Origin of the sequence: Crocinitomix catalasitica ATCC 23190 (assembly GCF_000621625.1) — a bacterium.
Classification (GTDB): Bacteria; Bacteroidota; Bacteroidia; order Flavobacteriales_D; family Crocinitomicaceae; genus Crocinitomix; species Crocinitomix catalasitica.
Window position 1 is genome coordinate 20,544 of the sequence record NZ_JHXV01000038.1, and the last position, 21,086, is coordinate 41,629.

18 protein-coding genes and 1 tRNA gene are annotated in these 21,086 nt (G+C 33.4%); 9 read left to right on the forward strand and 10 right to left on the reverse strand.

Features of this window, described 5'->3' with window-relative positions; all coding sequences use genetic code 11:
- The first annotated feature begins 23 nt into the window (after positions 1 to 23).
- Both T367_RS0117050 and T367_RS0117055 read left to right on the forward strand, forming a co-directional pair.
- Positions 24 to 1,385: a pyridoxal-phosphate dependent enzyme gene (locus T367_RS0117050; RefSeq protein ID WP_027420936.1), complete on the forward strand. Its 1,362-nt coding sequence runs from the start codon at positions 24 to 26 to the stop codon at positions 1,383 to 1,385.
- The gene (locus T367_RS0117055; protein ID WP_027420937.1) at positions 1,385 to 2,167 is read left to right on the forward strand and encodes an ABC transporter substrate-binding protein; all 783 of its coding nucleotides are present in this window, start codon (positions 1,385 to 1,387) and stop codon (positions 2,165 to 2,167) included. Before T367_RS0117050 ends, T367_RS0117055 begins: the two co-directional genes overlap by 1 nt.
- Here T367_RS0117055 and T367_RS0117060 read toward each other — a convergent pair.
- Positions 2,154 to 3,554, reverse strand: a complete 1,401-nt coding sequence (locus T367_RS0117060; protein WP_027420938.1) for a hypothetical protein — start codon at positions 3,552 to 3,554, stop codon at positions 2,154 to 2,156. The genes T367_RS0117055 and T367_RS0117060 overlap by 14 nt on opposite strands.
- Positions 3,555 to 3,756: 202 nt before the next feature.
- Here T367_RS0117060 and T367_RS22885 point away from each other — a divergent pair, with 202 nt between their 5' ends.
- The 4 genes from T367_RS22885 to T367_RS0117080 all read left to right on the forward strand — a co-directional run bounded on the left by T367_RS22885 (position 3,757) and on the right by T367_RS0117080 (position 7,953).
- Positions 3,757 to 4,248, forward strand: coding sequence for a methionine-R-sulfoxide reductase (locus T367_RS22885; protein ID WP_027420939.1), 492 nt, complete (start codon positions 3,757 to 3,759; stop codon positions 4,246 to 4,248).
- Positions 4,249 to 4,325: 77 nt separating this feature from the next.
- Positions 4,326 to 5,102, forward strand: a complete 777-nt coding sequence (gene yaaA, locus T367_RS0117070; RefSeq protein ID WP_027420940.1) for a peroxide stress protein YaaA — start codon at positions 4,326 to 4,328, stop codon at positions 5,100 to 5,102.
- Between the two features lie 97 nt (positions 5,103 to 5,199).
- Entirely contained in the window at positions 5,200 to 6,177 is a 978-nt protein-coding gene (locus tag T367_RS0117075) for a glucosaminidase domain-containing protein (RefSeq protein WP_027420941.1), read from the forward strand.
- A gap of 234 nt (positions 6,178 to 6,411) precedes the next feature.
- Positions 6,412 to 7,953 carry a hypothetical protein gene (locus tag T367_RS0117080; RefSeq protein ID WP_027420942.1) on the forward strand — a complete coding sequence of 514 codons (1,542 nt, stop codon included), beginning with the start codon at positions 6,412 to 6,414 and terminating at the stop codon, positions 7,951 to 7,953.
- Here the strand turns inward: T367_RS0117080 and ribB are convergent.
- The 7 genes from ribB to T367_RS0117115 form a co-directional block, all read right to left on the reverse strand.
- Positions 7,946 to 9,049, reverse strand: a complete 1,104-nt coding sequence (gene ribB / locus T367_RS0117085) for a 3,4-dihydroxy-2-butanone-4-phosphate synthase (protein WP_027420943.1) — start codon at positions 9,047 to 9,049, stop codon at positions 7,946 to 7,948. The two genes, T367_RS0117080 and ribB, sit on opposite strands and share 8 nt — an antisense overlap.
- 101 nt (positions 9,050 to 9,150) lie before the next feature.
- Complete coding sequence (locus T367_RS0117090; RefSeq protein ID WP_027420944.1) at positions 9,151 to 10,332, reverse strand: glycosyltransferase; 1,182 nt, start codon at positions 10,330 to 10,332, stop codon at positions 9,151 to 9,153.
- A 14-nt stretch (positions 10,333 to 10,346) separates the two neighbouring features.
- Positions 10,347 to 11,537 carry a glycosyltransferase family 4 protein gene (locus tag T367_RS0117095; RefSeq protein WP_027420945.1) on the reverse strand — a complete coding sequence of 397 codons (1,191 nt, stop codon included), beginning with the start codon at positions 11,535 to 11,537 and terminating at the stop codon, positions 10,347 to 10,349.
- 1 nt (position 11,538) lies between these two features.
- Positions 11,539 to 12,981 (reverse strand): LptF/LptG family permease, encoded by a 1,443-nt coding sequence (locus T367_RS0117100; RefSeq protein WP_027420946.1) that lies wholly within the window; start codon positions 12,979 to 12,981, stop codon positions 11,539 to 11,541.
- Positions 12,982 to 13,039: 58 nt separating this feature from the next.
- On the reverse strand, positions 13,040 to 13,429 hold the full coding sequence (locus tag T367_RS0117105) for an START-like domain-containing protein (protein WP_027420947.1): 390 nt from the start codon (positions 13,427 to 13,429) through the stop codon (positions 13,040 to 13,042).
- Positions 13,430 to 13,576: 147 nt separating this feature from the next.
- Positions 13,577 to 15,460: a cytochrome-c peroxidase gene (locus T367_RS22890; protein ID WP_169736081.1), complete on the reverse strand. Its 1,884-nt coding sequence runs from the start codon at positions 15,458 to 15,460 to the stop codon at positions 13,577 to 13,579.
- A gap of 106 nt (positions 15,461 to 15,566) precedes the next feature.
- A complete protein-coding gene (locus tag T367_RS0117115; protein ID WP_027420948.1) occupies positions 15,567 to 17,381 on the reverse strand; it encodes an alkaline phosphatase PhoX in 1,815 nt (604 codons plus the stop codon).
- A 311-nt stretch (positions 17,382 to 17,692) separates the two neighbouring features.
- On the opposite strand from T367_RS0117115, the gene T367_RS0117120 reads away from it, so the two are divergent.
- Positions 17,693 to 18,940: a DEAD/DEAH box helicase gene (locus T367_RS0117120; protein WP_245593069.1), complete on the forward strand. Its 1,248-nt coding sequence runs from the start codon at positions 17,693 to 17,695 to the stop codon at positions 18,938 to 18,940.
- On the opposite strand, the gene T367_RS0117125 is transcribed toward T367_RS0117120, so the two are convergent.
- Positions 18,937 to 20,007, reverse strand: coding sequence for a lipid A-modifier LpxR family protein (locus T367_RS0117125; protein WP_084274474.1), 1,071 nt, complete (start codon positions 20,005 to 20,007; stop codon positions 18,937 to 18,939). The two genes, T367_RS0117120 and T367_RS0117125, sit on opposite strands and share 4 nt — an antisense overlap.
- A 196-nt stretch (positions 20,008 to 20,203) precedes the next feature.
- Here T367_RS0117125 and T367_RS0117130 point away from each other — a divergent pair.
- Together T367_RS0117130 and T367_RS0117135 are read left to right on the forward strand one after the other, a co-directional pair.
- Positions 20,204 to 20,277: transfer RNA gene (locus T367_RS0117130), tRNA-Met, on the forward strand.
- Positions 20,278 to 20,486: 209 nt separating this feature from the next.
- Positions 20,487 to 20,753, forward strand: a complete 267-nt coding sequence (locus tag T367_RS0117135; RefSeq protein ID WP_027420951.1) for a GIY-YIG nuclease family protein — start codon at positions 20,487 to 20,489, stop codon at positions 20,751 to 20,753.
- A 43-nt stretch (positions 20,754 to 20,796) separates the two neighbouring features.
- Here T367_RS0117135 and T367_RS0117140 read toward each other — a convergent pair.
- Positions 20,797 to 21,086 (reverse strand): transposase (locus T367_RS0117140; RefSeq protein ID WP_027420952.1); only part of this gene is annotated, 290 nt, incomplete at its 5' end.

The window sequence follows — 21,086 nt, forward strand, 5'->3', positions numbered from 1 at the left end:
TAATAAAAGCTAAAAACATACGCATGAAATTTTATAATAACGTTCTAGAAACTATAGGGAATACACCTTTAATCCGTCTTAATAAAGTAACAAAAGACATTAAAGCAACTGTTCTTGCTAAGGTTGAAACAACTAATCCAGGAAACTCTATTAAAGATAGAATGGCCGTAAAGATGATTGATATTGCGGAGAAAGAAGGATTGATTAAACCAGGAGGTACAATTATTGAAGGAACCTCAGGGAATACAGGTATGGGATTGGCTTTGGCTTGTGTTATTAAAGGGTATAAATTAATCTGTGTTTTAAGCGATAAACAAAGTAAAGAAAAAATGGACATCCTTCGCGCTGTTGGTGCTGAAGTTGTAGTTTGTCCAACCGCAGTAGAACCTACTGATCCACGTTCGTATTATTCCGTGTCTAAAAGATTAGCTGAAGAAACACCTAATTCTTGGTATGTGAATCAATACGATAATCCCGCAAATGCTTTAGCTCATTACGAGCAAACTGGTCCAGAAATTTGGGAACAAACTGATGGAAAAATCACACATTTAGTGGTTGGTGTAGGAACTGGTGGAACGATCTCTGGAACGGGTAAATATTTAAAAGAACAAAACCCAGCTGTACAAAATATCGGAATTGATACATATGGTTCTGTGTTTAAAAAATACCACGAAACTGGAATTTTTGACGAAAACGAAATCTATCCATATATCACAGAAGGCATTGGTGAAGATATTCTTCCTAAAAATGTTGACTTTTCAGTTATCGATTATTTTGAAAAAGTAACGGATAAGGATGCTGCAGTCATGACAAGAAGACTGGCAAGAGAAGAAGGTATCTTTGTTGGTAACTCAGCTGGTGCTGCTATTGCAGGATTATTGCAAATGAAGGATAGATTTAAAGAAGGTGATGTAGTTGTTGTTGTATTCCATGACCACGGTAGTCGTTATGTTGGCAAAATGTTTAACGATGATTGGATGAGAGAAAGAGGTTTCTTGAATGAAGGAATTAAAAATGCAAAGGATTTGGTTGAGCGACACGGTAATCGTTCGCTTGTAACTTGTGGTTCAGAAGAATTAGTATCACATGCCGTTGCTAAAATGAAAACATACGATATTTCTCAAATTCCAGTCACTAAAGACGGTGTGATTGCTGGCTACGTGGATGAATCTAAATTATATCAGAATTTAATTGAAAATCCAACGATAATGGATGCTCCATTACACCAAGTGATGGAAGCGCCTTTACCTATCGTTAGTTTAAAAGCGAGTATTGAAGAAATTTCAAAATCAGTAAATAAGCAAATACCAGCTGTCTTAGTAGATCTTGGAGAAGATAAATTTCATATCATTACAAGACACGATTTGATTTCAGCAATCGCTTAATGAATCGTATTACAGATCAATTAAATAGAGTAATTCAGTTTAAAGAACGACCTAGAATAGTATCCTTGGTTCCGTCTCAAACTGAATTACTGTATGATTTGGGCTGTGCTGATGATGTTGTAGGTATTACTAAATTTTGTATTCACCCAAACGATTGGTTTAGGAATAAAACAAGGGTAGGGGGAACAAAGAATGTTAATTTTGATAAGATTGACGAATTGAATCCCGATCTAATTATTGCCAATAAAGAGGAAAATACGGAATCAGAAATTTTAGCCCTTGCTGAACGTTATCCTGTTTATATTAGTGATATTCTAAATATTACTGATGCTTGTCAGATGATTGAAGATGTTGGAGAGATGACTGGGCATAAATCTAAAGCTATTGAAATGGTTCAGGATATAAAGTCATCATTTCAAAATTTATCATCAATTCAAGGTAACGTACTCTATTTAATTTGGAAGAATCCAATAATGGTTGCAGGGAATAATACGTTTATTGGACATTTACTCAATACAATGGGATTAAAAAATGCTATTATTGATCCTGAAGCACGTTATATTGAATTGACTGATGATGAAATCAAAGCAATCAATCCCGATTACATTTTTTTAAGTTCCGAACCTTATCCTTTTAAAGATAAAGATATAAAGGCATTTCAAGTTTTGACAAAGGCTAACGTTCAATTGGTAGATGGTGAAATGTTTTCGTGGTATGGATCAAGAATGTTGTTAATGGCGGATTATATAAATACCTTGGTGAAAAACCTTAAAAACCACTAAGCATTTCCCCTGATGTTTGCATAAAATACAAGGATTCTAAAATTGAATTCCCAGTTGTGTTTGTCATCGAAATTCTACCGATGGCATCAATAATTAGATCATCCTTTTCTTTCATAACGAAATTAATACGAGAGATATTTGTCGTTTTATAAATTGTACTCAACATATCATTCGCAAATGCCAAGCCAAAAGTACTTTCCAATTTCGATGGAGGGTTCTCTTGATCAACCCCAAAACTTGTCTTTTTAACAAGGTTTTCAACATTAATATTTAAAGCAATGTATGTTTTATTCGAATCACTTTTTACAAAAGTTGAATCAATCGACAAACTTGATAGTCTTAATTCTTTAGCATTTAGCAGATAGTTTAATTCAGCACCAATCGCAGTATTGATTGTCCTGTTTTCAGGATCTAATAAAACTAATTTCCGAATTTGTAAATCGTTTATATAATTCTCCCAAATTAATTGATCATTGATGTCAATTTGTACTTGTAAGGAAGGGTAACATTTAAATGGCAGACCGTTACTTCTATCACATAAATCAATTTGAATACCATCATAATCAACTGCTAGTTGATTGTAGGCAGGCAGGACATCCGTATTCTCAGAATTAAAAAAATTGAGACCGTTACTCGTGTTTAAGGAGCTTCGTAAGCTGAAAGCAGCATTATTATTAATGTTATAGTTTATGAATGGGAAATTATAAGAGTTGGCCGCTTTTGTAAGTGTACCGGTCAATAGAATCTCATCCTTTAAAAAATTGAGGGCAAAAAATCCTTCATCAATGGGGTTTCTCTCATTGACCTTAGGAGATACATAAAAATTAATTTCATTTTCACTTTTAAAATTACTGGCTATATCGATGCGGTCAATAATATTTTTGAGTGTTTGATTTTTCAACCCCTCCAAATGCGCGTCAATATTTAAATCGGTATTGGTTATTGGTGTGATTTGAACAATGGCATGTGATTTTCCGAATACGACTGTGCTTTCTGGTAGATATTCCTCCAGAAAATTCTCAAATTTACTTTTGTTCTCAAATTCAAAAATTCCGATCCAAATATTTTGAAGTGCCCACGCTTCTCGGAATAATACAATTTTGGAAAATATATTGATTCCAGCGTTTGAATAAGCTTCGCTAAAATCTTTGTCTGAATCGGATGGCGAAATTCTTGTAAAGAAATATTCCTCATTGAATACTCTTTGATTCATTAATTCACCAATAAAATTGGGTGTATTAATCTCTACAACAATATCTGCATCCTGAGGTATGTAACTATACATCTCGTCATCCGATTCTAAAATGAAGCTTTCTGCAACAAATCGAACGACTAAAAATGTAGATAAAAGTACAAATATGGCTGCGTATTTTTTTAAGTATTGCACGGTTTAAAATTAATTAAAATAATCGAGCTGAAGTTAGCATCTTGATTCCAATCAAAGTTAATATCTAAAAAACCAATTTGCTCTTTAAAATTATACTTATTTTGAGATTTTAATAAAAATAGATCAATCCAATTAAAGAATTTTAACGTTTGTATTGCAATGGTTAGTTGTTTAAACCGTCAAAAGATAAAAAGGAATGAATATGAAAAATTTAACATTATTATTAGGATTCACTATAATAATTATATCAGGCTGCTCACATGCGCAGGATAATGGAACTGTTGAGGAGGAGAATGATGTGAAATTAAAAACAGAAGTAAAGCCTGTCAATCCAAATTGGAATAAATTAACGGAGGAGGAAGCTTATGTAATTATAGATAAAGGAACAGAAAGACCATTTAAAGGTAAATATGCAGAGAGCAAAACAGAGGGTACTTATTTATGTAAGCAATGTAATGCAGAATTATTTGAATCGTCATCAAAATTTGATTCAGGAACAGGTTGGCCATCGTTTGATGAGTTTATTGGTCAGTCAGTTGAAGAGTTATTAGATGGAGATGGTTATCGTTCAGAAATCGTTTGTGCGAATTGCAAAGGCCATTTAGGACACGTCTTTTTTAATGAAGGATTTACTGATAAAAATACAAGGCATTGTGTAAATTCAATCTCTTTGAATTTTGAACCTGCCCAATAATATACATGCATAAAAAATGAGAAAAATTGGTTGTTTGAATTGGCAAATAACCATTATTTTTGTTCCAAATAAGATTTATGAAAATTTTGCTTTCCCCTGCCAAATCGTTAGACGAGAATATTGAATTTAACGAAAAATATTTAACACAACCTGAGTTTAGTGCGGAGCGTGAACGGTTAGTAAAGAAAATGCAAAAGTTGTCGATTGGGCAAATTGGGAAATTAATGCATATTAGTGCCGACTTAGCCAGTTTAAATTACGATCGTTATCAAGCATGGCCAGAGACATTAAATAAATCAACAGCTTATCCTGCAGGTCTTGTTTTTAATGGTGCAGCTTATTTAGGTTTATCTTTTGCTACACTTTCGGAGGAAGAGCAGCTGCGTGGACAGAATCAATTACGCATATTATCCGGATTGTATGGCTTGTTAAAACCATTCGATTTAATTTATCCATATCGACTTGAAATGGGGACAAGTTTAAAAGTGACGCCAAAAATCACGAACCTTTATAAGTTTTGGGGGGAGAAAATCCACAATAAAATTCTAACTGAAATGGAGGAAAGTGAAGATTCCATCTTGGTTAATTTAGCATCAAGTGAGTATTCTAAAGCAGCACTTTTAAATAAAATGTCAAATATTCAGGTTATCACACCAGTGTTTAAGGATAGAAATAAAGCAGGCATTTATAAAATGAATATGCATTTTGCCAAAACAGCTAGAGGCCTGATGACGCGCTATATTCTTCAAGAGAATATCAAAGAAGTAACCGAATTAAAAGCGTTTGATACCAATGGTTATCGATATGCTGAAAACGATAGTACAGCTAATGAATTCGTCTTTTTAAGAGATTAAAACAGTCTAATCTTATTGTAAGTCAATAAAAAAGTTGAACAATTTTGTAACCCATTATTGGTTGTCCCGTAATACCTTAACAACAACAACCAAAATTATGAAATTAACCATCTTATTTACGTCTTTGCTTTTTGTGGGACTGAGCTTTGCTCAAAATAGAATTACACCAGAGCAGTATATTGAACAATGGAAAATAACTGCCATTGAAAATATGAATAGCCACGGCATTCCAGCGAGTATAACTTTAGCGCAAGGAATATTGGAAAGCGGAAGTGGTAATAGTAAATTAGCGCGCGAAGCAAATAATCATTTTGGAATTAAATGTCACAAAGGTTGGGATGGAATGACCTTCATACAAGATGACGATACAAAAAATGAATGTTTTAGAAGTTATGATAATGCTGCACAATCATATAGAGATCATTCTGAATTCTTAACAGGAAGAGATCGTTATTCATCATTATTTTCATTAAGCCTTACTGATTATAAAAGTTGGTCTAAAGGACTTAAGAAAGCTGGATATGCAACGAATCCTAAATATGCAGATCTATTAATCAACTTAATTGAGAAGTATGAACTTCATCAATATGATTTAATGCCTTATTTACCAGAAAATGCACAAAAGAAAAAAGCGAAAGAATCGTTAAGCGTTAGACCTGATAAAAACGATGTTGTTGCAAAACAAAAACATCCTTCAACAAATGCTAAGGAGATCGAATACGCTATTGGTGGTCATGACGTTTCAGTTAATAAATACAATAAACGATATATAGTAGTACAAGAAGGAGATACTTTTTATAGACTATCTAAGGAGTTTCAAATGTCATTATGGCAACTATATTCATACAACGATTTAGGGAAAAGAGATGTTTTAACTAAAGGTGAGATCATCTATTTAGATCCCAAAAGAACGAAGTCAAGACGAGGCGAGAATGTATTTGTATGTAGATCGCAAATGACACTTCGTGAAATTTCTCAACAAGAAGGAATTAAATTAAAGAAATTAGTACAATACAATTTAAGTGAAGATGCTGATACAGTTTTGGCTGTAGGTACTAAAGTTATTCTCCGTTAAATCGTGAATCGATAGGAGGATTTTGGTTTGTTGTTTGAAAAAGGGCTGTGGTGGCCCTTTTTCGCTTTTTTAAAGTATTCTTGTATTTTCAAATTGTTTAGGATTGGCCTCTGAATTGATCACTACTACAGTTTAATCAAAACTATCTATATTTCAATCCTATTGGTTAGCTTGTAATTTTATAATTATTATATTTAGAATGAAGATTCTTGTAATCCTATTTATAATTTTAGTATGAAACCATCAAACGAACTGCACAATTTAATAAAGTCCTTATCTAAATCTGAAAAGAGATTTTTTAAATTAAATTCTTCTCTACAATCTGGAGATAAGAACTATTTAAAAATATTTGATTTTATTGAAGGGCAAAAAAAGTATGATGAAGAAAGTTTAAAAGCGGCTTTTAACAATGAGATTTTTATTAAACATTTGCCTTCGGAGAAGAACCATTTATACAAATTGATTCTTAAAAGTTTAAGGTCTTATTATTCTGATCAAACTATTAGTTCTCAGCTTAAACAAGAGATAAAGAATGTGGAAATTCTTTACCGAAAAGCATTGTTTAAAGAGTGTAATAAATTTGTTAATCGAGCAAAGAAGGTCGCTGAAGAACATGAGAAATTCTATTATCAATTTGAATTATTGAATTGGGAAAAGCGATTATTAGAAGAAGCATACGAGTCGGGTATCTTTACAAGGAATTTGGATGAACTTATTGTCGAAGAGCAGGATGTTGTTGATAAGCTCCGGAACCTAGCAGAATATCACGTGCTTTATTCAAGAATCAATTATATTTTTAGAAGTGGAGGATTTACAAGAAACGAAGCAGAACGCGCCTTTGTAGAAGAGATTGAAGATTATCATTTAATTAAAGGCAAAAACACGGCAATTTCAACGAGAGCAACAACCATTTGTTATTATATAAAAGGAGTTTGTAGTGCGAGTAAACGAGATTATGAAAACGCACTTCAATTTTTCCAGAAAACCAAGTCGGTGATGGAATTGAAGCCAAAAATAAAGAACGATTTACAGCAAAGGTATATTGCAACACTCAATTTCATGATGTTGTGCTATATCGATCTTTACGACTTTAAGAATGCTGAAGCCACAGTCAATGAGATTAAGCAATTAGAAGGAAAAAAAGCTTTCAGTGCAATTGATACCAAGGTACGTATTTTCACTTCAACCAATATTGGTGAATTGCAATTGTATAACCGTAAAGGAGAATTCGAAAAATCTTTACAATTAATTCCTGCGATTGAAGAAGGTTTGAATTTATATGAAGAAAAAATAAATAAGGAAAAACAGCTGTTGTTTACTTATAATATTGCCTATGCTTATTTTGGTGTCGGTGATTTTAAGGTCGCATTAAAGTATATTAATATTGTTTTAAACGACAACGAAAAACAGTTGAGACAAGATATTTATTCATTCTCAAGAATCTTTAATTTGATCATACATTTTGAATTAGAGAATCATGATTTTATGGAGTATGACTTAAAATCAACGGCTCGATTTTTAAATAAGCAACCCAAGGATTATCAAGTAGAAAGATTACTGATTTCTAATATTAAAATGTTGGCTAAGGGGGAAAGTCAAGCCCAACAACTGAAAATATTTACAGCGTTTCATGTAAAGTTAGTCGAGCTTTTAAAAGACGATCGTGAGAACGTAATACTAGAATATTTTGATATTCTAGCTTGGGTTGAATCAAAAATTAATTCAATTAGATTTGCCGACGCTATCATAGTACGGGTAGGAGTGAAGCTTAGATAAAAGGAATTACTTTGTTAAGTGTAAGTCCATAAGCTTGTATCACCGCATCGTTAATATTAGAGCTATTAGAGATTAAGTTAAGGTTTGTGATTTTCAAATCTCTTAAAATTTGAGCCCCAATTCCGTAATCTTTACCATCTGACGCACGCTTAGTATTGTCATTGTACATCAATAACTTTTCTATCAAACCGATTTGTTTCTCTTCTTGTTGAATAAAAACAAGTGCTCCTTTACCAGCTTTCTCAATCATCTTCAATGAAGCACTTAAATTAGATTGTTTATCCGAACGAATAGCATCTAATAAATTGTTCGTGAAAGAAGTTGATTCAACACGGACCAAAATGTCTTCATTTTCATCCCATTCACCTTTAAAGATGGCAAGGTGTTCGTCGTCAGTTGTCGTTTGCTTATAAGCAACTAATTTAAAGTCACCCCATAATGTTTTGATATCAGCTTCAACTTTTCTTTCAATTAAAGATTCATGTTTTAGTCTATAAGCGATTAAATCAGCGATTGAAATAATTTTTAAATCGAATTTTTTAGCAACTTCCACAAGCTGTGGCAATCTCGCCATACTACCATCTTCATTTAAAATCTCAACCAATATTCCGGCTGGCTTAAATCCTCCAAGACGCGCTAAATCTATCGCAGCCTCTGTATGTCCAGCCCGTCTTAAAACACCACCGTTTTTCGCTTTTAAAGGAAAAATATGACCTGGTCTGCCTAAATCTGCAGGTTTAGTATCATCTTTGGTAAGAAATTCTATTGTTTTTGCTCTATCATAAGCAGATATACCTGTTGTACATCCGTGTCCTATAAGGTCAACAGAAACTGTAAATTGAGTATTGTGAAGAACTGTATTGTCATCAACCATCATGTTTAATGATAATTCATCACAACGATCAGCAGTAAGTGGAGCACAAATTAATCCCCTACCATAAGTAGCCATAAAGTTGATCATTTCTGGCGTTACCTTTTCTGCTGCAGCAATAAAGTCACCTTCATTTTCTCGATCCTCATCATCAACTACGATAACAACTTTTCCAGATTTTATATCCTCTATTGCGTCTTCAATTGTATTCAATTTGAATGTCATAATATATCTCTTTTGCGGTACAAAATTAGTCTTTATATACTGTTAAACCAAATATAATAACCTGAGTTAATTTCTAGAATTTTACGATAATATGATACAACCTAGTTGGGATTCGATATTTTGAATAATTGGTTCAGCTTTTCAACTGATTTTTCCCAGCTGTACATGTTGGAAACCATTTGCTTACCATTTTGCGCAATCTCATTGTAAAAGTTTTCGTCGTTTAATAATTGACGAATTGAGGTAGAGAACTCTTCTGCAGAATTTGCAATTAAAATAGATTCATTAGGAATTGCTTTCAATGCATTATTTGCCATTGTTGTAGTGATACAAGGAAGTCCCATTAACATCGCTTCAAGTAACTTGTTTTGCAGTCCCGTTCCAATGAATAACGGGGCAATAAATATTTTTCCTTGGGCATAACTCAGTCGAATGTCATCTACCCAGCCTGTAACCGTTACATTTTCAATATGATTCAATTGTTTTATTCGGTGATGTGGATTCGCACCAGACAATAATAATTTTACTTTTAAATTTTCTTTTGATAAAAGTGGCAAGATTTGAAGAGCTATATATTCTGCACATTCAATATTCGGCGCATAATTCATATTCCCAGTAAAAACTAATTCATATACTTTATCTACTTGTTGATCAAAGGAACTGAATTTGGGGGCAACGCCATTTTCAACTATTGTGATTGATTTGTGTTGGGGATGGTTGATAAAAGCGCTATCTTGATCGGAGATAATTGTATGATGATTGAAGTAGTCAAAAATCCGATTTTCATATGCACTCAACCTCTTTCCTTCTTGCAATAGTAGCCACTTTTTTAAACCTTTTGAAATAGATGCTCTTCTGTACATTCCTTTTCCTAAAGCATCCATATAGTCAATTGTTTTAGGTGTATTGTGAATGTCTTTCACGTATTCAGACGTTCTAATCAATTGACAATAAATATGATCAGGATTAATTTTTTGAATGGAATTTTTAATTTTTTGATGAATCCATTTTTGGTAGAAATAGCCGATCTGAAAAGGTTTAGCGCTAAATATCATCAAAAAAAGATTCCAAAGAATTCCTATTTTATTAAGTTTAGCGACTTGTAGACTGGTTACTATTTCCTCAATAACCTTTCTGTCTTCTGGACTAACTTTTTTATCGGACAAGCAAAAAAGATGAATTTCATGATCCTTCGCTAATTCTTTAATTTGATAATATGCACGTAATTTGTCTCCTTTTTCAAGTGGGTAAGGGAAGCGAGAAAGAAGAACAAAAATTTTCATATGAGCGAAACTACTTAAAGATTTTCGTAAAACTTTAATAGATCTTTCATGATTTTAGAGTTGTCATATTGCTCTTCAACTAATCTTCGAGCGTTATCTCCAATACGTGAAATCTCTGAAGGGTTGGCAATTAATTTATCAATTGCAGCGACAATGTCATCTGAAGAATTGGCAATAATAATATTTTCACCATTTTTATAATTGATACCTTCAGCACCAATTTTTGTAGTGATTATTGTTTTACCTAAGGCCATAGCTTCAATTATCTTAACGCGCATACCGCTTCCTGAAAGTAATGGTGCAATAAGAACATCGTATTTCCGCATGAAATCAATCGCACTTTTTACTTCAGCGTAAATGTGAAGATTGTCTTCAGATAATACTTTAATATAATTTGGCATTTTACGCCCAGCCAAATGAAGTGATATATCTTTTGACTTAATGCTGGGCCAAATGTCGTCTAATAACCAATTAATGGCTTCTTTATTTGGTTCCCAATCCATCGCTCCAATGTGGAAGAAAGATAGTGGTAATTCAGCTGTCTTCTTAAGTGGTTTGTACTTGCCAAGGTTGATGCCGAATGGAATTGTGATTATAGGTGGTTCACAATCCATTTTTTTAAATTTTTTAGTATCCTCAAAACTAATCGCTGCAATACCGTCTACCTCATTTATTGTTGCATGTTCGTATTTTTTTAATTTAGAAGCCAAGTGTTTTAAATAGATTTTTTTAGCCTTGTTTCCAGTCGAATTTGCCAGACGTTGCCAAATTAAATGCTCTAAATTGTGCGAACGCAATACTATTTTTGCTTTACTATACTTTCGGATTATAGAAATATAAGGTGTCATGAAAAGACTTTCAAGATGCACAATATCAAATGTGTTTTCTTCAAGAATCTCGGTAAGTCTTTTACTATAATCAGGTGAAAAGAATCGACTAATATTGTATGAATCAGCTGTGACAAGTGCTGAAAAGGCATCTATTACATTGACTCTTGTATCGACAAAAATAGCTTCAATTTCAGTTTTATCTATAAATCCTTCACTAAAAGCTTCGTATAAAAAAGGGTGTTTTTCAGTGCAAATAGTCAGTATTTGTAGATCAATATTAAGATCTATTAATCCAGTTGAGATATTGTTAATTGCAATACACCCTCCATCTACTGTTGGCTGGGGTGGTTTATTGCTCAGTTGTAAAACCTTCATATTAATTCTTTTTACGGATTAGTTTACGCCAGTATTTTTTATAAACATCTAAATCAAATAGGGCGGAATCGTTTGCCGATTTATATGTTAGGAAAATTCCAAGTGGTGTTAAAATAATAGTACTCATCCAGAGTCCTTTCCATACTTCTATGAAACCTGAATCTACCATGTTTTCACCTGAAATAGTTAATATATAATAAAGTAAAAAGAAAAGTGTAGCAAATACCAGTGGTGCACCTAGTCCTCCTTTTCTTACAATAGCACCCAATGGTGCACCAATAAAGAATAAGACAATTATAGCGATAGATAGGGTGAATTTTTTATGCCACGCGCCTTTAAAATTAGCTAATGTTGTAAGGTCACCATTATCAATAATCGTTTGCGTATTGGCAAGGTTTTTATTGGCTCTAATTTTACCCTGCGCATTTTGCATGGCCGTAAAATATTCCATTTTTGGTAAACTATCTAAAAAAAGTATGGTATCAATTTTTACTATGCCGTCCGAATTTATTAATAGATCAGAACTGTCTTTTTTTTGATCGTAATTTTTATTTAGAATTAGAATTTGATTAAATATCGTTGTCTGAAATTCTGAATCCGTTGTATCTTGTTCGAGATATAACGAATCAATTGCAACGCCTAATTGTCTATAATTCATCATTTCGAATTCCCGTTTAAAGAGATCTTCACTTTCCTTTTTGAGGTCAAATCCACTCATGCTAAATTTGAAGATGGCCTCGTTGAAGAACGATTTTTGGAATGGTGCTTTCAAGTCATTCGAACTGCTTTGTTGAATGGGTTCATACATCGCACCATTGATCAACTTGAGTAATAAGAATCTTTTGTTTTCAGATTGAATCATTTCACCTGACTCAGCTTTTATTGTTTTACCAACATTTCCTTTGTCTGTTTCATAAATAATGATATCCTGCAATATACCTGTATCGTCATTTTTCTTACCTACTTTAATGCTATAGTTGGCGATGTCATTATAAAATACGCCTTCCGTGATCCCGAAAGTTGGTTTTTTAATCTGAATGGTATAAATAATTGTTCGCGATTTTAAATTCGCTAAGGGTAATATATAATTCGAAAAATAAAATGCTGATGCACTCAGTAAGAGTACAAATATCAGCATCGGATTCATGATTCGAAATAATGATAATCCTGATGATTTTAAAGCTGTAAGTTCGTTTTTCTCAGCCAGATTCCCAAATGTCATAATTGATGAGAACAGCACTGCAAGTGGCAGGGCTAATGGAATTAATGTTGCCGATACGTAAAAGAGTAATTTTAGAATAACGGAAATATCAAGACCTTTGCCCATCAGATCATCTACATATTTCCATAAGAATTGCATGATCAAAAAGAACATGGCAATGAAAAATGTAATCATGAATGGTCCAATAAAAGACCGAATGATAAATATGTTGAGCTTCTTCAAGGCCTTTATTTAATTAAACGTGCTTGAGAAAAGAAAAGTACAAATTTTATGTAATAAATTACGATCCGATTGTTTTCTTTAAGTCGTTGATTTGATTTGTCCAAAGTAATTTCGCCTCGTCCATTTCATCCTCTTCTGCAAAGTCAGTTACGATTACTGCTACATCATTGGTCAAATCGTCTACTTTAATTGATAATTCGAAATAAGTATTTAAGCCTTCTTCAAAATCCTCTAACCATTGGAATTTAATTGCTTCACCTTTTTTCTTACTAATCAATTTAGCTTCCTCTGTACTGCCATCCCAAAAAAAAGTATATACATCATCCTTAATGTTAACATCATCGGCAAACCATTCACTTAAACCACTAGGGGTACTCATCATATTATATAAAACTGTTGTTGAAGAATTCACTTCAAATTCTAGTTCATATTTTATTTTTTCTGACATGCTAATAACTTATAATTTTTAAAGTCGCGCAAGATACTAAAAATTAAAGATTTTAGCAGATAATAATGATAGAAACGACACCAATTTAACACTAAATGGGAAAAAGCTAATTAATCTAGGTTTTAAGATCAAATAATTAATCATAATTTAATAGCGTCCTCCAATTTTACGGTCATTAATTTCTTCTATTGATGAAATTGGTAACTCATTTGGCATTTTGTTCATTCCGACAGTATCTGTTAAGGCTTCCATAAAGAAAATCAAAGCATCAATTTCAAGTGTCGTTAAATGTAATGAGTCGGCAGGTAATGTTGTATGCTCAGGAGCAATTCCCCAACCATGACCGCCGCCAATATTATAAAAATCTACAACTTCTCTTAAATTGTCGAATACACCGTTGTGCATATAAGGAGCTGTTAATGCAACATTTCGCAATGTTGGTGTTTTAACGGAGTGTTTGTAAAATGGAGCTTGATCTCTTGGACGACCATTTCCATATCGACCTAAATCAGGACTTAAAATGGCATTCTCTTTGTCATTTACAGCAGGTGTTCCCAAAACTTCCGTCTCCGTATCAATATAAAGTGGAGGAACATTACCGCTAAAAGTTGGAATGAAATGACAGGTTGCACATTTTGCCTTACCCGTAAAAATATTAAAGCCTTCTGCTAATTTTGGATTGGATTGATTCTCAAGCTTAATGTCTTTATCAAAATCACTATTGAATGATCTTAAGGTTTGAATAAAACTACTTAAACTCGCTACAATGGTGTATCGACTGATATCTTTAATACTCGGATAGGCAGATTCAAATTTGTTTACATAGTCGTCACATGATTTTAATTTGGCGATGAGTTCATCATAATTACTATTGAATTCGTTTTTGTTGAATAATACATGTTCTACTTGTTCTTCAGGGGTGGTTACTCGTCCATCCCAAAAGAGCTTTGTATTATAAATTGAATTTAATAGGGTGGGGGCATTTCTTTTTAATTGACTTGTTTTGTCAAATGCTAGACTGGTTCTTGCGCCATCAGAGAATCCAAGTTCAGGGTCGTGACAAGATGCACAAGATCTTTGGTTATTATGTGAAAATATAGGATCGAAGAATAGCAGGTGTCCGAGCTCAGCGCGTTGTTCGACATTCCCAGAATTAGAATATTGTGAGAAATATTTATAATTTAAGAAATCAGTATCAAAAATATTGGTGGTTTCATAATTTACACTGAATTCGGACTTGCTTACTAAATCACGTGTTTCAATGTGTAATTCTTTTTGTACTTGTAGTAAATAACCATACATGGGATTGATAAAGTTTTTAATAAAACCATAACGATCAAAGGATTCAAAATTTACATTTATTAAATAGGAATTTCCTTTCTCAAAATATCTTTTGAATTGAACCAATTGGTCTGCATTGAGGTAGCTTGCGTAAGCATCTAGTATTTGTTCGAGTGCTTGCACTGAAGTTTTAATCTCTGCAATTGTATTGATGGTTGTTGGTGTGTCGAAACCCGTAATTCCTAAAGCTGCAATTGTAATTAAACTCTCTCTGCTTGCCTCAATTATCATGCGCTCATTATAACGTTCACGTTGCAGTCCTGGAAGAATAGCTTTCAGTTTAATCACTAATTCATCTGTTAGTTGATGATAGCTTTCAAAATCTTCCTCAAATAAAACCTCCTCCATGATTTGGAAACCAGCAGGCTCCATAATTACCAGACTAGGTGCTTTTGGTTCAACTTGCGGTAGTGGTGCACCATTGATATAATTCTTTATATATTCTCGATCAAAATAGGTAAGCAATGCCTCACATTTTTTAAATGAGATTCGAGCATTGAAGAATAGTTCTTGTTTGGTTTCCCAATTCGTTGTATGCTTTTTATTATCGTCCTGGATTGATTGGACAGATTGAATTAATTTATTGTAATTTTCAATTAATAGCACCTTGATAGTTGTTGCAGGTTTGATAGATGTAGCCCATGTTGAAGCTGTTGTCGATAACAATAAGAATAGTACGATTTTTTTCATTTTCATTTTGTATTGTTCCCCTACTATTTGCCAAAGGAGTAAACGTTTTTTACGCAAAAAGCCCTGCTTCTCATTAGAAAAGCAGGGCGAATTGAATGGGATCAAATTATTGAACGATCAATTTTTTAGTTTCATTCTCAGCAGTTTTGATAAAGTAAATACCTTTAGATAAACCAGAGATATCAAATTTGTCAACTTGCGAGATTACATGAATTAATTTTCCATTTCCATTATAGATAGCAACATCAGTTAATTTATTGATGTATACCATATTGGTTGCTGGATTTGGATATAATTTTAAATCTGTAGCTTCTCTGTCGATATTAGGAATACCTGAGAAATCAGTATCAAATCCAGTTAAAGCAATTGTACAAGAGTTATTGTAAGGGAAAGGGTTTGCAGCGCTAGGGTGTTGAACGTTAAATAAAATCGTTTTCCCATCAGGAGTAGCTCTAACACCAGTAACTTCAGCACCCAAAGGTACTTCAGCAATACGAATTAAATCATCAAGAGAAGGTGATGCAATTCTTGAATCTAACATAAATAATTCACAAGTACTGTTTGTATATCCAGCAGGCATACGTCCATTCGAACGACCATTTAAATCTTCACAAATCAATAAATAAGTTACATCACCAATAGTGATTGTACCTAAACCATCAGGGTTTGTTAAATGCGTTGTTGGATAATCAGCTTCAGCAACATCTTCATCATAATCAGGACCACCTTCTAAATGAACAGTGATTTCGTTGGTTTCAACATCTAATTTTAAAATTCTACCGTAATAATCTACGTAAGCACCATCTCCTGGATCAGTAACACCTTGAGCAGTTGCTCTTGCAATGTGGTGTGCAGCATAAAGTCCGCCATCTTCGTGTGTTCCAGACCATCTTGAACCTGGATTATCTCTACCTGTTTCAGTAAAGTAAACATCTCCATCACCTTCATTGTAAATTACCCATTCTAAACGGTTAAACATTGTCGCACCAGCTGCAATAGCTATTGCTTGAAAATCTAACATATTATCTAAATTATTATTGTCTAACTCAACCCATTTTGTAGGTGCATCAGCTTTGTAGAAATATATTGTTCCTTCAGTAAAATCACCTGCTACGTCAGCAACGAATTTAGAGAATAAGCCAGGTGTATTATCAGCTCCCATATAAACTGTTTTATTGTCTGGCATTACTACACCACCTTCAAACGGCTGTCTACCCCAGTTATATTGTTTTCTGATTGCGATTGCTTCTCTTGGATCAATTTCAACCATATAGTTAAGGTTTTCAACCTTCGTTACAGTTTCTCCATCAGCCATTGCTATACCTGATCCAACAATTGTAAAATCACTTGTATCTCTAATACCTGACCCGTCTGCATATATTCCTGTATTACTTGATTGCCACCATTCTTCAGCAGTCCAAATACGACCGTCAAACATAGATTGGATACCACCACAGTTCATTCCTGTTTCACCAACTTTGTTTGTGAAATCTACATTGAAAAAATCTCCAGTTCTTCCGTCAGCTAATGTTTGAGAAACAACAATTAAAGTATCCGTTACAGGATCTCTTTTTACTTTGAAAGTTGTCATTCCACCGCCATCACCAATATTGTCATCTGCTGAAATCATTTCATGATTAACAGATAACCAACCTAAATCACTTGATTCAGTATCTTCTGTGAAACCAATGAAATCATGCCATTGTTTAGCAACAAAAGATCCTGCTGGATTGCCATAAGTATCTGTTGTTTGTACTTCGTGAACACCACCAATAAAAAGAACTTGTTTATAGATTGGTGATTCCGGTACAATTACCGTTTCAGTTTCGATTGTGAAATCGAAGTGTGGATCAAATCCTAGTTGGGCATAACTTGCAGTACCTGCTAATATCAGAGATGCAAAAAATAATTTTCTTTTCATTTTCTTTCGTTTTTATTTACCGACAAAATTACGTCGAGCGGCCCCGTCTTCTAATTACCTTGATCTTATTGTAAGATTAAGAGTATACTATGCTATGTTATGAGAATTTAAAGAATTGTCCTATGTATTAATTCTAAATTAAATAATGAGGAGATTAATTTTTGTTCTGTATTAATACTCATTACTTTTCGTCACTTCATAGTGATATTGTCGTAAATTTGCATTTAAGTTTTAACAGCAAATAAATTCACATCATGTCATCTATTTCCAATACCACAAAATTAATTCTCGATAAACTTAAAATCGAAAAAATGAATCCAATGCAATTGGCTGCGACAGAAGCAATCAATACAAAGGAAGAAGTGGTTTTATTGTCGCCTACGGGAACAGGGAAAACATTGGCTTTTTTATTGCCGATCATTTCGAAATTAGATCCGACAATTGATGCTGTACAAGCTTTGATTATTGTTCCTACTCGGGAATTAGCGGTTCAAATAGAACAGGTTATTCGTGAAATGGGAACAGGTTTTAAAGTCAATGCAATGTATGGAGGCCGTTCTGGAACGCATGATAGAATTAATATGAAACATGCGCCAGCGATACTAATTGGAACGCCTGGGCGATTAGCCGCAAATATATTTAGAGAGAGTTTTGATATCAGTAAAATTAAGACTTTGGTGCTTGATGAATTTGATAAGTCATTAGAGATGGGGTATGATGATGATATGATTGAAATTCTTGAAGCATTGACTTCGTTAGACCAGAAGATTTTGACTTCAGCAACTTATGGTGTTGAAATTCCTGATTTTGTTCATTTAAAACATCCTGAAACAATTAACTTTTTGAAAGATGAAAAGCCGTTGTTAACGATTCAAGTCGTAAAAGGATCGAATAATATGGATGCCCTATTGGATATTTTATCAAACATTGGAAACCAACCTGGCATTATATTCTGTAATTACAAAGATTCAATTAAAGAAGTAAGTGACTTTTTATTTGAAAACAAATTGAAGCACGGATTGTTTAATGGAGACATGGATCAGAAAGATCGTGAAACTTCTTTGATTAAATTTAGAAATGGAACGCATCAAATTTTAATAGCAACGGATTTAGCTGCAAGAGGAATAGATATTCCAGATTTAAAATTTATCATACACTTCCAATTGCCACAAAAAGAGGAAGAGTTTATTCATAGAAATGGTAGAACAGCCAGAATGAGAAAAGAGGGAACTGCTTATGTTATTCAAACAGAACGTGAGCGATTACCTGATTATTTGGCGAATGAAAAAGCAGTAGTATTCAAGAGAAAACAAATCGATTCGAATAGTGATTGGGCAACCTTATTTATTTCTGGTGGACGTCAAGACAAGATTTCAAAAGGCGATATCGCAGGATTATTCATTAAGGAAGGAAAAGTAAGTCCTGATGATGTTGGTGTAATAGAGTTGAATAGAGATTGTTCTTTCGTTGGAATTAAACAACATTTGGTGGAAGGTATTGTGAATCAATTTAACAATACGCGCCTCAAGAAGAAGAAGGTTCGTGTTAGAAAAATCTAAAAGTTAATACCAAGATTAATACCGGCCCATATATGCCAATTTCTAGAATATTCGAAATATTCTTTACTTCTTCCTACGATATTATATTTAAAATAGAGGTTCTTATAACTAATCTTAAGTCCTGCTTCTAATTGCAATACAAGGCGGTGAATATCTTCATGATTTAATGTATAAGGACTCTTAATCCAAGGCAAACCTTCTAAAGCAGTATTGTGGACTACCATTTGAATTTTAGTGAGGATATAAGGATTGATTTGAATTTGGCGAAGCTTTTTTCCTTTCGAATTCTCAAAAGGACTATGAAGTATTATTTTGAGCGGTGCTTTGGTTTTAGAACGAAGGTGAAAAGCGTCCAATTGCCATCCATAATTCAAATTTGTTTGATATATACCCGCATTCACTTCTGAGAAATGAGCGAATATTAACTGATCTAATTTTAATGTTTTTAAATCGTCAACTCGAATAAGATTTCTGGTAATATTTAGCTTAAAATTCGGAGCGAAGGTTGTTTTGTTTCCAATTTTATATTGCCATCCATTTGTCGGTTTACTGTCACCTATAGAATGAAGTGCTGATTGTACTTTTCCTGGTAAGGCAGATCCAATGATACCAAGACTTAATTCTGTGGTGAATCGTCTTTGTTTTTTTCGGTCGTATGCCGAATAACCGAATGAACCGTATATATAAGAACTGTAAGGTCTGTCGTTCAATATAATTAAGGAGTCGGATAAATTGTATGGGGTATATAATGAAGTGCCTAAAACAAAGATCCAATTGTGATCTGTTGCTTGAAAAGGGTTAAAAAGTCGAATTAAGTTCTCCGGATTTTTACTTTTACTTAAGAACTCGATTTCAAGACCTCCAGTATATTGTTCGTCACTATTAAACAAGAATAAAAAATCATCGTCAAAATGAATGCCTATATATCGTCTTTCGTTTAGCGGTTGGAAATCGGCTCGTCTTTGAGCGTAACTAGAATTAACTCCGCTTAAAATACATAGGGAGGATAGTAATATCCCTATTGCGAACTGCCTGACTTTACATGCGGTGAAACTAATTTTAGACATTATTTATTTTGAAGAAAACGAATATAATAAAAATACTATCTAGTAGCTGAATTTCAGTAAGATTCAAGCTTAAAAAAAAATAGAATTTTGTTCACATAAAATTTTTCCATTGCATATTAAACTTATTAAGAAAAATGAATTATATTTGCACCCGCAAAACAATCCTTTAATTGGTTTGCTTATAATATATTTTTTAGGCGCGGTAGCTCAGTTGGTTAGAGCGCAGGATTCATAACCCTGAGGTCGGGAGTTCAAATCTCCCTCGCGCCACCCAAAAACCAGAAAGTTTTACTTTCTGGTTTTTTTTCTCCCTACCCCAAATAAAGCTCGCTTTAATTTGGGGTAGGGAGAAAAAAAAACTGCATGTGCGCAGCACCTGCTGGTTTTTGATTGCAGCCCAACCCCCAAGATTCGCGAGAGCAAATCTCCCAGCTACTTTTAACTTTGATTGTAATGCAAAAAATAGTACCTTATCCTAGATGGAATTTGTTGTCTATATATTGTATTCTCAGAAAGCCGATAAAATATATATTGGCTTTACAAGTGATTTAATATCAAGAATATATTCTCATAATAATCTTCAAAAAGGGCATACACAAAAGTATCGTCCATGGTCTGTTGTATATGTTGAGTTCTATAACACAAAAATTGAAGCGATGCATCGGGAGAAAAATCTTAAAGGTGGGCAAGGTAGGGCCTGGATTCATGATCATTTAAACAAGGGCGCAGGATTCTTATCCGCCTGAGGCGGACGGGAGTTCAAATCGGATCAAGACCAATTGTTGGGGACTAGGCATATATTTTAGTTAATCTGAATAAAAAGAAAGCAACATTTTTCACACCTCTAAATTGGGATCTAAACGCTTTAATTTTTGCATTAAAAGATTCTGCAGCTGCATTTGTACTTCTGTGTTCAAAATAATTAACAATCCCCTCGTAGTTGATTCGAATAGTATTCATAATGGTAGCAAAACTTTTAAATCCTGATTTTTCAACCTTATCATACCACTGGGCTAATTTTGTTAAAGCAATACCTTTTCCTGTTTTAGTATTAAAAAATAATCTAAGCTCTTGTGATA